Here is a 13,054-nt window from a genome sequence, read left to right as displayed (position 1 = left end):
GATGAAGGCCCGCCGTCACAGATCAACGGATGCGGACTGGTGCTGCTCGGGCAGATGGCTTTCCGGATGTGCCCACACCAGGACGTTGTCGTGCCGTTCCCGCTGAAAAAAGGAGAGCACCTCCTGATCGGAGTGGCGCAGGCTGAAGTGGGTCAAGACGAACAGCGTGTCCGGGTGCGCCTCGATCACGGGTTTGAGCTGGCTCCAGACCGTGTGCCCGACCCGGTTGGCGCGAGGCAGCTCACTGTCATGGAGAAAAGTGCACTCGGTGATGATGACCGGATAGGTGAACAGCCAGGGGTTTCGCTCGAACACCGACACATGTGTATCGCCTAGAAAGGCGAAAAGGGGACGGCGTACCTGCCGGTCGACCGCCACGCCTTCTCGTCGTTTTTTAGCCATGATCCGGCCGAACTCCTCGCCGCGCCCGTCCCGGACGAGGGCGCGCCGCAGGTCCTGGAATTCGGGCAGCAGTTCCTTGCCGTTCTCAGAGAACGCGTAGCCCACGCAGGGCACCTTGTGCTCGCATCGCACCACGCGGACGTGGTGGCCACGGGGGCCGAAAGTGAATTCGTCGTCCTGTCGCACGCCGTGAAGACGATAGGCCGGGGCCAGCGCCGGATCGTATGGCGCCGCGTGATTCAGCTCGGCGGACGCACGCAGAAACGACTCCACATAGGGGAGCGCCTCGGCAGGCAGGTAGATGTCGGTGCCGGACGCTCTGGAGGCCAGGTAGTCGAGATCCTTGGCGTGGTCATGGTGCGTGTGCGTCAAGAAGACCGTCTCGGCCTGCCGCCCTTCGCACAACCCGGCGTCCAGGGCGCATCGCAGCTCCGGTATGTGGAAGAAGGTTTTGTCGTTCGCCCGGGAGTACCCGATGAGGGTGAATGTGGTGCCCGGTATCCGCCCTGTCTTCCACTGCCGGAAGGGGTGTCCCCTCTCCAGTCGGTCGGGGTGCTCGGCCTGCCGTTGAGAAGTCTGCGTCATCGGGTACGCCTTCCGGATATTCGAGCGTCGTAGTCGTCTCGGCCAAATGGCTGATGGCTAGGCTCGCGGTCCGGCGACGAAATTTCCAGCGGATATCATCGTCGCGTACGCCGAGGAGCGGCACATCACGGTCGTCCCAGAGATCGATATTCCAGGTCATTCGCAGGCGGCCATCGCTGCCTATCCCGAACTGGGAAACACCGACGTCGTCGACACCACCGCGCTGGAGGTGTGGACCGACTGGGGCAAGAGCCCCCAGGTGCTCGCCCCGACCGACGCCGTACTGCGTTTCTATGAGGGCGTCCTGGAAGAGGTGCTGGAGATCTTCCCCAGCCTGTTCATCCACATCGGCGGCGACGAGTGCCTCAAGGACCAATGGCGCGAGTCACCCACAGCGCAGGCACGCATCAGGGAGTTGGGACTCAAGGATGAGGACGAGCTCCAGTCTTGGCTGATCCGCCACTTCAACCGCTGGCTCAGCGAGCGTGGGCGTCGTCTCATCGGCTGGGACGAGATCTTGGAGGGAGGCTTGGCGGAGGGGGCCGCTGTTGCGTGCTGGCGGTGGTACACGGGCGGCATCGCCGCCGCGGAGGCCGGACATGATGTGGTGATGTGCCCTCAGCAGGAGGTCTACCTCGACCACGTCCAATCCCACGATGCCGAGGAGCCCGTGCCGTTCGGATGGGTGCACACGCTGGAGGACGTCTACCGGTTTGAGCCCATACCGCCCCGGCTGGCAGGAACGGCTCACGCGGCCCGCGTCATCGGTACTCAGGCCAATCTGTGGACCGAAATCGCCGAGAATCGCGGGCGAGTGGACTACCAGGCATTTCCCCGGCTTGTCGCGTTCGCCGAAGTGGCTTGGTCGGACCTGCCGGATCCCGATGAACGCGACTTCGATGGCTTCGAGCGTCGGATGCACGCGGCGCACTACGCTCGCCTGGATGCGCTGGGCGTCGGCTACCGTCCGCCCAACGGCCCCAGTCCATGGCAGCAACGCCCCGGCATCCCCGGACGGCCGCACAACAAACCTCGAAAGACCTGGCGCATGGCTTGATCGGCCGTACAGCACCCCAGCGGCCGGCTGGGCAGCCCGTTAATAGCCCGACGATCAGAACCCGGTAAGCGCATCACCTGTTGAGTCTGAGTTCGCCCACGCGCAGCCCGGCCTGGAATCGCGAGTCGGCCTCCAGCTTCGCCATCAGTTCCGCGACCCGTCTCCGGTAGGTGCGTAGTGAGAGGCCGAGCTGTCTGGCCGCGGTCTCGTCGGTGTGTCCCGCGCCGAGGGCGCGAAGGACCGTCAGGCTGTCCGCGTCGAGGTGAGGCACGTCTCCACCGAGATAGGCGGCGAGGTCGGTGGCGGTCTCCCAGGCCGCCTGGAAGAGGGCGTACACGCCGCCGACCAGTGCAGGCGAGGTAGTCACCGTGAACTCGCGGAGGCCAGGCGCGTCACGGCCGGCGAGGATCATCACCCGCCGGTCGATGATGATCGTCTCGTGAGGAAGCTGTGTCGAGCTGATCCGGACTCGGGCACCCTTTGCCATGACCTGGCGGAGGTGCGCTCTTGCCGCCTCGTCGGCCAGGGCGGTCGGGCTGAGGAGCTTGTTCACCGTGAAGCCGGCTTCGCCGACCGCGCGCATCCGATTGCTGATCGCCTGTCGCGCCTCTGGCTGGGACCACGTGTTGAGGTCACGCGCCACGCACACGAACTCGTGCTGAGCGCCGGTGAACAGATGACCGGCCCGGGCGACGAGTTCCGCGTCACCGCGGACGGTGAGGACCTGATCAGCAGTCACCGGTTCATCATCCCCGTCAGCATGCGGGCGATGGCAGTTTGCTGCCATCGCGTTGAGCCACTGTACATACCCGAGGGAGGCTGACCGACATGACGACGGACAGCACATATTCAGGTTCAGCCACCCCCGCGGCTCTCTCGGGAAGCTTCCTCCTCGGCGGGGCGCTCCCCGTCCACCGGCTCGGTTTCGGTGCCATGCGGCTCCCGACCGGCAGTTTCCGGGGGCCCGCCCGTGACCCGGAGACCGGCATCGCGGTGCTTCGCCGTGCGGTCGAACTGGGCGTCAACCACATCGATACGGCGTGGTTCTACCGAAGGGGCGGTGTGGTGGCCAACGAGCTCATCCGAACGGCGCTTGCTCCGTACGGAGACGACCTGGTGATCGCGACGAAGGTCGGGCCGTTGCTCGACAGCGACGGAGTTCCGAGCGGCCAGGCCGGGCCGGACCAGCTCCGCGGCCTGGTGGAGGACAACCTGCGCAGCCTTGGCGTGGACCGGCTCGACCTCGTCTACCTGCGGGTGGGTGGCATGACCCGCCCGGGCGGTGAGTCGATCGCAGCCCGGTTCGAGGCCCTCGCCAAGCTGCGCGAGGAGGGGCTGATCCGGCATTTGGGCATCAGCAACGTCGATGCCGCCCAGTTGGCCGAGGCGCAGGCGATCGCCCCGGTAGCGGCCGTGCAGAACAGTTTTCACGTGCAAGAACAGGGCGACGCCAAGCTTCTGACACAGTGCGAGGAGGCCGGGATCGCCTTCGTGCCGTTCTTCCCGCTCGGTGGTGGCACTCGCCCGATCGACGCGACTCGGATGGCACAAGTCACGACCCGTCATAAGGCCACCGCCGCGCAGGTGGCACTCGCCTGGCTGCTGGAGAGATCACCCGCACTGCTCGCCATCCCCGGCACCGGTTCCCTTGAGCACCTGGAGGAGAACATGGGGGCGAGCCGTATCCGCCTGACACCTCAAGACCTCGCCGCGCTCGAGGATTGACCACGCGTCGGACATGGCGGCCGTCTCATCTGGAAGACCCATGTGCCGCGTCGGGGCAGGCGGACAGCGTCCAGGACGAGTAATGGTGCGCGATAGGGGCTCTGCGTGCCCGATCGGTGCGTACGTGGTCACGGGGGGCCATTGAGATACTCCGACCATGGATACGAGTGCGAGGACGGACCGGATACGGCCAGGCCAGGCGGCGCCCGGGATCGAGTCGGGCCGCCCCATGGAGTGGGAGCTGCGTTCCGCAGAGGCGGCGGACGTCGAGGCGATCGCGGAGCTGCGAGCCACGGTGATGCGCCCGGACCTGGAGCGGTTGGGACGGTTCGACGAGCATCGGGTCCGGCAGCGGCTGCGGGACTCCTTCTCCCCACAGCACACGTCGGTCATCGTGGCCGCCGGCGCCTTCGCGGGCAGCGTCACTGTGCGCCCGGCAGAGGACGGGCGGTGGCTGGAGCATTTCTATCTCGCTCCGGGCCTCCAGGGCCGGGGGATCGGATCGGCTGTCCTACGGACACTGCTGAAGCGGATCGATGCCGACGGCGTGTTCGTCCGCCTGAACGTCCTGCAGGGCTGCGCCGCCCGACGGCTGTACGAGCGTCACGGGTTCACCGTGGAGGCTCAGGACCCGATCGACGTTTTCATGGTGCGACGGCCGGGTGTGGGCGCCCTCGAATCGTGAAGGCTCCGGGGCCGAAGGATCGCCGATGGCTCGGATGACCAGAAGGGGGCGGTCGCTGCGGTCCGTGGTAGGTACTCCGGTATGGAGTTCTTCTGTTATCACCGCGATCGGCCTGACTCCGCGGCGCTGCGCGACGAGTTGCTGGAAGAGCACTGGTCCTACATGGACCGGTACGCGGCGGAGATGATCGCCCGTGGCCCGACCTTCGGCCGCGGCGGCGACACGGCCATCGGCAGCGTGCACATCGTCGACCTGCCGGATCTCGCCACTGCGCGTGCGTTCGTCTTCGAAGAGCCCAACTACCAGGCCGGTGTGTACCGGGACGTGGTGTTGCGCCGATGGCGCAACGTGCTGGGGCGCACCATGTGGGATTTCCCCGGCGGCCGAGACGGCGGCAACCGGTATCTGGTGCTGGGCCTCGGGTCCGGGCAGGCTGCCGACCTTGTCCCGCCGCCCGACCGGGACGAGCTGATCGCGTATGGGCCGCTGCTGTCCGACGACGGCACCACCTGGCTTGGTACGGCGCTGCTGGTCCGGGCACCGGACCCGGATGCGGCACGCGCCGTCCTGACCCTGGACCGGTACGCCGACATCGAGGTCCACGACTGGGAGTTCGGCGGGCGGCGCTAATGAGCACTTGACCGTCGAAGACATGAGAGTGATGAGGTCGGCGGCGCGACCGGAACGCTGGAGCCTACGGGATGACTAAGAACACGCGCGGATAGGTCACGGTGGGCATCGTGACATTGGTGCGGGCATGGTCCTGTCGATCATCCAGTGGTTACGCTCCGTGAACGTAGAGAGCCCTCTCTGTTGGCGTTGCCATCTTGGCTGACCGGTTCGTTGGCCGGACCCGCTCGTCGCGTTGTTGCCCGACTGCTACAACGCTGATGATCGATCTGGTCCGGGTCGACCCGGACCAGATCCTGCATCAGGTGAGAATGGCACTGTGACAGCCGTACCGAGCGAGCACTGCATCTACCCGGATCCGCGCACGGTTTCTCTCGAGTTCGTGGACGAAGGTGACGACGGGCGGCTAGGCCGGATGGCGGCGCGACGAGCCGTACTCGCGATCAGTGAGTTGTCCCGTGATCTTCTCCAGCCTTTGGAGTTCGGGATGACAGCCCATTTCATGGACGAGTACGGCATGTATCATCCCGACGATCACCCGCCCCATTGGCACTGGTATCTGCAACAGACGAGCCCACCTGCGCATGTTCGGCCAGAGGCCATGTACGTGGACGAGAAGTCGCTCGTCAGCGACGTCATCGATGAGCCAGCGATGTTCAAAGTCGTGGACCAGGTCCTTGGACAGCCTTGTACCGCTCCGCGCGGGCGCCTGCTGACCTGGACAGAAATGTATGTCCGGTCGGCGCGGGTCCGGTTTCCCGACACGATGCGGAGTGACACCGAGGACCACCTCGTCGTCGATGACTACGACAACAAGCATCGAGGGGTACGGGTGCCGCTCATCGAGGACGACAACGCCGTCTGGATAGAAGGGCCCAGATACCCGTTCCTCGCCTCTCCGATCAGCTGCCGAGTTCTCAACCACGGTATGTGGGGGCTCGACCTTCAGCTTCAGGTGAGCCTGTCGGTGTGGTGGCACGACGAAACGCCGGGACGGACGTTGCTCGATGACGCGCTGCGCCGCCTGCACTGCCTTGGCTGGCAGCAGACATACCCTTGACCGTCCGGCGGCTACGGAACCGTTGTATCTGGTCATCACCAGCCGATCATGGACTTGTCCCCTGGTGGAGCCTGCGTGGATGGGAGGGGTGATCAGGGCGTCGGGGTGGCCGGGTGCCCCAGCGGTGGGTCGTCCATGCGCGTCGGATCAGGCTGCGCACGGTGATGATGGTGTCGGCGAGGTCGAAGAAGGTCTCGATGACGGTAGTCCGGCGCTCGTAGCAGCGGGCGAGGCGGTGGAAGGCGTTCTGCCAGGCGTGGGTTCGCTCCACGTGCCACCGCTGGCTGGCTTGGATCGGTGCCTTTTCGCCCTTGTGCGCGATGCGGCCGTGCAGGTCACGTTCGTCGAGCAGTGCGCGGGTGGTGTCCGAGTTGTAGCCGGCGTCCAGGTGCACAGTGATGTCCTCTGGCAGAGGTCCCAGGTCGTTCAGGTGGTCCAGGGCCGGGGCGAGCAGCCGATCTGCTTGAACTTGGCGAAGACACCGAGCCGGATCCACTCGTCGCGGCGGTTGCGGATCGTGGTGGCCGAGCACGTCGTGTCGGCGATCGCCTCGTAGGAGCAGCCGAACCGAAGGAGCTGCAGCAGCTTGTCGAAGATGATCCGGTCGCTGATGCGCCGGCGGTGGCAGCCCAGCGGGTAGTCCGGGTGATACACCGGCCGCTCAGGCAGCAGCGCCGAGAATTGGTCCCACAGCGGCTCGGTCAGCCACGATGGAAGGACAGGCACAGGTCTCCCCCGGTGATCACAGAGCGTCATCCGTCCATGATCATCAATACCTGCGCCTGCAGTGCCGTCGGGTGCCTCAACCGCGCCTATCTGCGCGACCCCTAAAGGTGCCGAGAGCCGATCGCTCCGCTGAGCGGGTCATGAGTGCAGCCAACGCCCGTCTTTGTACTCGATGGGGATCTCGGCTCCCCATGGGTCGATGCCGCGCTGCTCCAGTTCCTCGAACCAGCGATCACGCTGAGAGACGGGCAGGCGGCTCCCGCACCAAGGGCAGAAGGCGATGCCGATGGTCGAGGTCCCACCGTCATGGATGATCAGTCCGTACTCCCGGAACCTGGCGTCGAACCTTACGAGGACGTCCAGGCAGTCGAACGGGTCTTCGTGATCGTCGCAGCGCCACGTCACTTGACGGGTCATCAACTCACAGCAGTGCTCGTCCATGGGGCAAGGCTCTCGCAGGACGAGACCTAATGGCCCGCTAATGGCCCGGCGATCAAGATGCTCCGCCGTTCACGCTTTGCCCATCCAGCAGGAAGCGGTAGACGATCGACTCCCGCCGTTGGAACCCTGCTCGCTCATACAGGCGATTTGCCGCCTCCCTAGATGGCCGCGACGTGAGGTCGACAGTTCGAGCCCCTACCTCTTTCGCCAGCGCGAGGGCTTTGTCCGTCAGTGCCGCCGCGACGCCTCGCCCGCGAGCAGCCTCGTCCACCACAACATCCTCGACGCGCGCACGAAGCCCGGAAGGCAGCGGAAAGATTACGAGCGTCAAGGTTCCTACGATCCGCCCTTGCACGCGAGCCGCAAGTACCGTGTTCGATTCGAAAGCCAGCAGCCGGCCCACAGCCTCACGATCAAGTGCTTTCGCGGTTGTCGACAACTGCGGCAACAGTCGGCTGAGCGCGGCCACGACATCGTCACTCGCCTCGCGCACGATCTCAATCTCGACGCTCATGAGCTCGACCTTATCGATCTGCCCGCGACCGGGTCTCAGTCGCGCGACGCGACGCGCCCCGCCCTGCTCGGCTTGTCCCGGGTCGATGGTGGGCGGGATGATCAGGCTTCCACCTCAGCCACTCATGACCCTGGCACGTGGCGCGGCGATCATCCCGGAGCCGGAGTGCCCACGCCGGAGGCATGGGTATGCGGATGTGATCGTCCTCGCTGGCATGATGCGGTCATGGACGGTTCGCTCATGGTTCCGGAGCTCTCGGCTGGCGAGAGGTTCTTGCTTCGTCCGTGGCGGCTCGATGACGTCGCGTTGGTCAAAGAAGCCGCTGAGGATCCGTACATTCCTCTGATCACCAGCGTGCCGTCGAGCTATTCGGATACGGAGGGCGCGGCTTTCATCCGCCGGCAGTGGAGTAGAGCTGTCGAGGGGGTCGGGTACTCATTCGCGATCGCGGATGCCGACGGTGATCGGGCTTCGGGCCAGATCGGGTTGTGGCCCGGTCCGCATGGACGCGCATCGGTGGGTTACTGGGTCGCAGGGTCGGCCCGGGGCCGAGGTGTTGCCTGTGCGGCGTTGCGGGCGATCTCATCATGGGGCTTGGAGCGACTGAGGATTCCGCGGCTGGAATTGCATGTGGAACCGTGGAACGCACCGTCGTGGAAGGCGGCGGAGCGAGCGGGCTTCGTCCGCGAAGGGCTACTGCGCAGTTGGCAGGAGGTCGGCGGCGAACGTCGCGACATGTACCTCTATTCCAAGCTCGTGTAGGACCTCGTCTGAGCTTCACGCGACGGTAGCGGTATCGATGGCCATACCTCGAAGCTCAGATGATCAAGGGGGAGTAGATCGACCCGGAGCGCAGCAAGGTCAAGCTCAAGGACTACTCCGAGACGTGGATCACCCAGCGTCCCGGCCTGCGACCGCGAACCGTCGACCTGTACTGCTGGCTGCTCAAGAAGCACGCATAGTCCGGTACTGGATGGTGTGGCGGTCGCCAAGCTGTCCACCCCGACCGTTCGGCCGTGGCGGGCCGACCTGCTCGCTAAGGGTGTCTTGGTCGGGATGGCGGCCAAGGCGTACCGGCTGCTGCGGGCCGTGCTCATGACGGCCGCTGAGGACGACCGGATCATCCCGCGCAACCCATGTCGAATACGCGGGGCAGGTGACTGCCCTGCGCAGCGATCATCCCGGAGTCGGAGTGCCCCGCCGGAGGCAGACCTTGTCGATCGGCCCGAGACCTGGTCTCATTCGCGCAACGCGACGCAACCCCGCCCGGCTGATCACCCCGCCATGGATCACAGAACATGGCTGTAGTACCAGGTGCTCGGTGCGATTTTCGGGTCTGGTGTGAACGATCAAATGTCTCTAATCTGAGCAAGCCTCATGTTCTGATGGTGCTCATATGGGAGTTGATTCGATGTCACACCCGGAGTGGTGGCGGGACGCGGTCGCCTACCAGATCCGTCCGCGCAGCTTCGCCGAGGCGGCCCCGCTCGCGGGCGGTTCCGTCGAAGGCGATCTCCTGCCCTCGGACACGGCCGTCCGGCACGCCCGATGAGCATCCTCTTCGACGCCCGCGACCGGCTGTGGCTGCTGCGCACCCCCGCCACCTCCTACGTCCTGTGCCTGGACGAGGATGACGCGCCCCGGCATGTCCACTGGGGTCCCCGTCTCACACTCGACCAGGCGAAGCGGCTCGCCGAGCTGCGCGCCGCACTGGCCGACACCGAGGCCGACCCCGGAGGCGAGGAGCTCTCCGTCGAGGGCGGCCTGCGGTACGGCGTGCCGTCCCTGATCGTCCGGTACGGCGACGCCACCCGCGGCGTGGAGTGGCGTTTCCTGCGTCAGCGGATCGAGGACGGCCACCTGGAGATCGTCTTCACCGACCGGCGGTACCCGCTGGAGATCGCCCTTCACTACCGGGTCCGTGAGGACTCCGACGCGATCGAACGGCACGTCGTCCTGCGCCACACCGGACAGGGCCCGTCGATCGAGATCCTCCGCCTGGACTCGGCGGCCTGGACCCTCCCACCCAGGCCCGGCTACCGGCTGAGCCACGTCGTCGGCGAGTGGGGCAAGGAGTTCCAGCTCCAGCGGGGCGCACTCGCGTGCGGCGAAACCACGCTCACCAGCAGGGCCGGCATCACCGGGCACGCGGGTAACCCCTGGCTGATGGTCGACGCGGGGGAGGCCACCGAGGAGCACGGCGAGGTGTGGAGCGCCGCGCTGGCCTGGAGCGGTAGCTGGCGGATCACCGCCTTTCGCGACCTGAAGGGCCGGGCCGGGTGGTCGGGCGGGTTCGGCCACGAGGGCCTCACCTGGCGACTGGCCTCCGGCGACGTACTCGAGACCCCGGCCTTCGCCGGCCTCTACAGCGCGGACGGGTTCGGTGCCATCAGCCGCGGCTGGCACGACCACATCCGCAAGCACGTGCTGCCGGCCCCCGACCGGGTCAGGCCGGTCGTCTACAACGCATGGGAGGCCACCGAGTTCGACTACGACGAGGCGCTCCAGCTCGACCTGGCGGCCCGCGCCTCCCGGATCGGGATCGAGACGTTCGTCCTGGACGACGCCTGGTTCGGTACCCGCACCCACGACGCGGCGGGGCTCGGCGACTGGTGGCCCAACCCCGACAGGTTCCCCAAGGGGCTCGGGCCGCTGATCGACGAGGTACGCCGGCTCGGCATGGACTTCGGGATCTGGGTCGAGCCAGAGGCCGTCAATCCGGACAGCGACCTCTACCGGCGGAACCCGGACTGGGTCCTGCACACGCCGGGGCGGCGCCGTACGGAGAGCCGTAACCAGTTGGTGCTCAACCTCGCCCGGCCCGACGTGGCCGAGTGGACCCACGCCTGGCTGGACGCCTTGGTCGGCGAGAACGAGATCTCCTTCCTGAAGTGGGACATGAACCGGTCGTTCAGCGAGGCCGGTTGGCCGGGTCACGATGATCCCGACCGGCTCTGGATCGACCACGTCAGGAACGTCTACGCGATCATCGACCGGCTCCGCGCCGACCATCCCGGCCTGTTCATCGAGGGCTGCGCGGGCGGCGGAGGACGGGTCGACCTCGGCATGCTGGCCCGCGTCGACCAGGTGTGGGCCTCCGACAACACCGACGCCGCCGAGCGGGTCGCCATCCAGCACGGCTACGGCCAGATCTACCCGGCCTGCACGATGGGCGCCTGGGCCACCGACAGCCCCAACTCGATGACGGCCCGCACCCACTGGGTCCGCTACCGCTTCCACGTCTCCATGGCGGGCGCCCTCGGTGTCGGCGGCGACCTGCGGGCGTGGAGCGAGGACGACCTTGCCTGGGCGGCCGCGTTCGTGGAGCAGTACAAGCGGGCCCGGCCCGTGGTGCACGGCGGCGCGCAGTACCGGCTGGGCCCCGAGGCGACGCAGTACGTCTCCGCCGACGGTCGCGAGGTCGTCGTTCTCACATACCAGCCGAGCGCGCTCGGCCGGACGCCCATCCCGCTCAGGCTCACCGGTCTCGACCCGGCAGCGCGCTATCGGGACCAGGCCACAGGGGACGTCCACCACGGCGCGGTGCTGCTCACCCACGGTGTCGGCGCAGGGCTGATGCCCTTCGACGGCACCAGCGAGTTCGTCCACCTCACCCGCGTCGACTGACAACCCACCGTCCCGCCCTCCTCGGTCGGCTCGGCATCGAGCGAAGGCCCCATTCCGTTGTCGTCCATCGAGCAGAGGTCGCCATGTCCATTCCGCCCCTCATCACCCCCACACGCCGTGTGGGGGCCGGCTGGATCTCCACGTACGTCGTCGCCGGGTTCGGCATGCAGATCGCGTTGCAGTCGCCGAGCACGTTCGTCATGCCGCAGCAGATCGCCGACATCGACCCCGCGGGCAAGGTCGGCGGATTCGCCTGGGTCAGCATCATGAGCGCGGTCGCGGGGATCGTCGCCGCGCCGCTGTTCGGCGCGCTGTCCGACCGCACCGGCAGCCGGTTCGGCCGCCGCCGCCCGTGGATCGTCGGCGGCGCGCTCGCCTGTGCCGCCGCCTTCATCTTCCTGACCGTCCAGACGAGCGTGGTCGGCGTCGCGATCGGCGCCCTGCTGCTGTCGATTGCCGTGTCGGTGCTGGGCGCCGGGTACAACACGATCGTCCCCGACCAGGTCCCGGTCACCCAGCGTGGCCTGGTGCTCGGCTGGGCCGCGGTGCCGCAGGCGGCCGGGCTGATCGCCGGCGGGCTGCTGCTCGCGCTCGCCGCCGGCCCGGTCGCGGGCTATCTCATACTGGCCGCGGTCCTGGTTTTGGTGATCCCGTTCGTCGCGGTCGCCGCCGACCAGCCGCTTCCCCCGGAGCGGCGCATGCCGTTCTCGCTCAAGGCCTTCCTGGCCGGATATCGGATCGACCCCGGCCGCCACCCCGACTACGCCTGGGCGCTGGCCACCCGCTTCCTGATGGGATTCGGATACGGCATCGGCACCCTTTACATCCCCTACTTCCTGCAGGACGTCGTCAACCATCCCGACGACCTGCTGTCCGTCGTCGCGATCAACGGCGTCTCGGTCGTCGCGCTGTCCGTGTTCAGCGGCTGGCTCTCCGACCGGATCGGCCGGCGCAGGATCCTGGTCTTCGTCGGCTCGGCCATCATGGCAACGGCCGCGATCATGCTGGCCCTGTCGCCCACCTGGACCATGACGATCGTGACCGCCGTCGTGCTCGGTGTGGGTTACGGCATCTACATCGGGGTCGACGGCGCACTGATCACCCAGGTGCTCCCCGCCGCCGACGACCAGGGCAGGGACCTGGCCATCGCGGGGCTGATGGGGAGCATGCCGTACGTGATCGTCCCCGCGGTCGCATCGGTGATCATCAGCAACTTCGGCGGCTACTCGGGCCTCTACCTGGTTTCGGCGATCATCTCCACGCTCGGGGCCGTGCTGATCTGGCGGATCAAGTCAGTGCCCTAGCGCGGCGTATATGTCGCAATCCACACCGAACCCCGCGGGCCCTCCTCATCGCAACAACTCCAAAGATCGTGTCACCGCGTACTCAACCTAATGACTCTCCAAGGGACCACAAGTCCCTGGTTCAGCTCCTCCTGATCGACGTCTTTACTCAACCAGGAACTCGATTCCTTCACAGAGGCCGTACGCGGTTGGGAGAGCTACCCGGCGGGTGATGGCCGGTCCGGGCCGAGGGAACGCCTGTGTCGATACCGGGCCCGGAGCCCTCTGCTAAGGCCGTGCGCCTCGGTGTGGACTCGCT

At 66.8% G+C, this 13,054-nt stretch carries 13 protein-coding genes and 1 pseudogene; 9 read left to right on the top strand and 5 right to left on the bottom strand.

Annotated elements, in window-relative coordinates; all coding sequences use genetic code 11:
* Positions 1 to 15 precede the first annotated feature (15 nt).
* A complete protein-coding gene (locus AB0B45_RS41090) occupies positions 16 to 987 on the bottom strand; it encodes an MBL fold metallo-hydrolase (protein ID WP_358142717.1) in 972 nt (323 codons plus the stop codon).
* A 94-nt stretch (positions 988 to 1,081) separates the two neighbouring features.
* On the opposite strand from AB0B45_RS41090, the gene AB0B45_RS41085 reads away from it, so the two are divergent.
* Positions 1,082 to 2,044, top strand: a complete 963-nt coding sequence (locus AB0B45_RS41085) for a family 20 glycosylhydrolase (RefSeq protein WP_358142904.1) — start codon at positions 1,082 to 1,084, stop codon at positions 2,042 to 2,044.
* Between the two features lie 73 nt (positions 2,045 to 2,117).
* On the opposite strand, the gene AB0B45_RS41080 is transcribed toward AB0B45_RS41085, so the two are convergent.
* A complete protein-coding gene (locus AB0B45_RS41080; protein ID WP_358142716.1) occupies positions 2,118 to 2,783 on the bottom strand; it encodes a DNA-binding response regulator in 666 nt (221 codons plus the stop codon).
* A gap of 89 nt (positions 2,784 to 2,872) precedes the next feature.
* On the opposite strand from AB0B45_RS41080, the gene AB0B45_RS41075 reads away from it, so the two are divergent.
* The 4 genes from AB0B45_RS41075 (at position 2,873) to AB0B45_RS41060 (ending at position 6,144) form a co-directional block, all read left to right on the top strand.
* Positions 2,873 to 3,769 (top strand): oxidoreductase, encoded by an 897-nt coding sequence (locus AB0B45_RS41075; RefSeq protein WP_358142715.1) that lies wholly within the window; start codon positions 2,873 to 2,875, stop codon positions 3,767 to 3,769.
* A 157-nt stretch (positions 3,770 to 3,926) separates the two neighbouring features.
* Positions 3,927 to 4,454 carry a GNAT family N-acetyltransferase gene (locus AB0B45_RS41070; RefSeq protein WP_358142713.1) on the top strand — a complete coding sequence of 176 codons (528 nt, stop codon included), beginning with the start codon at positions 3,927 to 3,929 and terminating at the stop codon, positions 4,452 to 4,454.
* 81 nt (positions 4,455 to 4,535) lie between these two features.
* Entirely contained in the window at positions 4,536 to 5,084 is a 549-nt protein-coding gene (locus tag AB0B45_RS41065) for a YciI family protein (protein ID WP_358142712.1), read from the top strand.
* Between the two features lie 319 nt (positions 5,085 to 5,403).
* On the top strand, positions 5,404 to 6,144 hold the full coding sequence (locus tag AB0B45_RS41060) for a hypothetical protein (protein ID WP_358142711.1): 741 nt from the start codon (positions 5,404 to 5,406) through the stop codon (positions 6,142 to 6,144).
* A gap of 46 nt (positions 6,145 to 6,190) precedes the next feature.
* Here the strand turns inward: AB0B45_RS41060 and AB0B45_RS41055 are convergent.
* The 3 genes and pseudogenes from AB0B45_RS41055 to AB0B45_RS41045 all read right to left on the bottom strand — a co-directional run bounded on the left by AB0B45_RS41055 (position 6,191) and on the right by AB0B45_RS41045 (position 7,825).
* Positions 6,191 to 6,870 (bottom strand): annotated as a pseudogene (locus AB0B45_RS41055) (transposase).
* A gap of 138 nt (positions 6,871 to 7,008) precedes the next feature.
* A complete protein-coding gene (locus AB0B45_RS41050) occupies positions 7,009 to 7,311 on the bottom strand; it encodes a hypothetical protein (protein ID WP_358142710.1) in 303 nt (100 codons plus the stop codon).
* A gap of 52 nt (positions 7,312 to 7,363) precedes the next feature.
* Entirely contained in the window at positions 7,364 to 7,825 is a 462-nt protein-coding gene (locus AB0B45_RS41045; RefSeq protein WP_358142708.1) for a GNAT family N-acetyltransferase, read from the bottom strand.
* A gap of 225 nt (positions 7,826 to 8,050) precedes the next feature.
* Here AB0B45_RS41045 and AB0B45_RS41040 point away from each other — a divergent pair, with 225 nt between their 5' ends.
* From AB0B45_RS41040 to AB0B45_RS41025, 4 genes are all read left to right on the top strand, one after another.
* A complete protein-coding gene (locus AB0B45_RS41040) occupies positions 8,051 to 8,587 on the top strand; it encodes a GNAT family protein (RefSeq protein ID WP_358142707.1) in 537 nt (178 codons plus the stop codon).
* Between the two features lie 634 nt (positions 8,588 to 9,221).
* On the top strand, positions 9,222 to 9,377 hold the full coding sequence (locus tag AB0B45_RS41035) for a hypothetical protein (protein WP_358142705.1): 156 nt from the start codon (positions 9,222 to 9,224) through the stop codon (positions 9,375 to 9,377).
* Positions 9,374 to 11,452 (top strand): alpha-galactosidase, encoded by a 2,079-nt coding sequence (locus tag AB0B45_RS41030; RefSeq protein ID WP_358142704.1) that lies wholly within the window; start codon positions 9,374 to 9,376, stop codon positions 11,450 to 11,452. The genes AB0B45_RS41035 and AB0B45_RS41030 overlap by 4 nt, the downstream gene beginning before the upstream one ends.
* Before the next feature lie 83 nt (positions 11,453 to 11,535).
* Entirely contained in the window at positions 11,536 to 12,756 is a 1,221-nt protein-coding gene (locus AB0B45_RS41025; RefSeq protein ID WP_358142703.1) for an MFS transporter, read from the top strand.
* Positions 12,757 to 13,054 lie beyond the last annotated feature (298 nt).

The sequence above is a fragment of the Nonomuraea sp. NPDC049152 genome, assembly GCF_040648355.1.
Classification (GTDB): domain Bacteria; phylum Actinomycetota; class Actinomycetes; order Streptosporangiales; family Streptosporangiaceae; genus Nonomuraea.
The sequence above is the reverse complement of the archived record's forward strand: the minus strand, read 5'-3'. Positions and strand labels throughout refer to the sequence as shown.

Coding starts and splice junctions, on each gene's coding strand:
- AB0B45_RS41090 (WP_358142717.1), bottom strand. CDS start 987: ATGACGCAGACTTCTCAACGGCAGGCCGAGCACCCCGACCGACTGGAG.
- AB0B45_RS41075 (WP_358142715.1), top strand. CDS start 2,873: ATGACGACGGACAGCACATATTCAGGTTCAGCCACCCCCGCGGCTCTC.
- AB0B45_RS41070 (WP_358142713.1), top strand. CDS start 3,927: ATGGATACGAGTGCGAGGACGGACCGGATACGGCCAGGCCAGGCGGCG.
- AB0B45_RS41065 (WP_358142712.1), top strand. CDS start 4,536: ATGGAGTTCTTCTGTTATCACCGCGATCGGCCTGACTCCGCGGCGCTG.
- AB0B45_RS41050 (WP_358142710.1), bottom strand. CDS start 7,311: ATGGACGAGCACTGCTGTGAGTTGATGACCCGTCAAGTGACGTGGCGC.
- AB0B45_RS41045 (WP_358142708.1), bottom strand. CDS start 7,825: ATGAGCGTCGAGATTGAGATCGTGCGCGAGGCGAGTGACGATGTCGTG.
- AB0B45_RS41040 (WP_358142707.1), top strand. CDS start 8,051: ATGGACGGTTCGCTCATGGTTCCGGAGCTCTCGGCTGGCGAGAGGTTC.
- AB0B45_RS41035 (WP_358142705.1), top strand. CDS start 9,222: ATGGGAGTTGATTCGATGTCACACCCGGAGTGGTGGCGGGACGCGGTC.
- AB0B45_RS41030 (WP_358142704.1), top strand. CDS start 9,374: ATGAGCATCCTCTTCGACGCCCGCGACCGGCTGTGGCTGCTGCGCACC.
- AB0B45_RS41025 (WP_358142703.1), top strand. CDS start 11,536: ATGTCCATTCCGCCCCTCATCACCCCCACACGCCGTGTGGGGGCCGGC.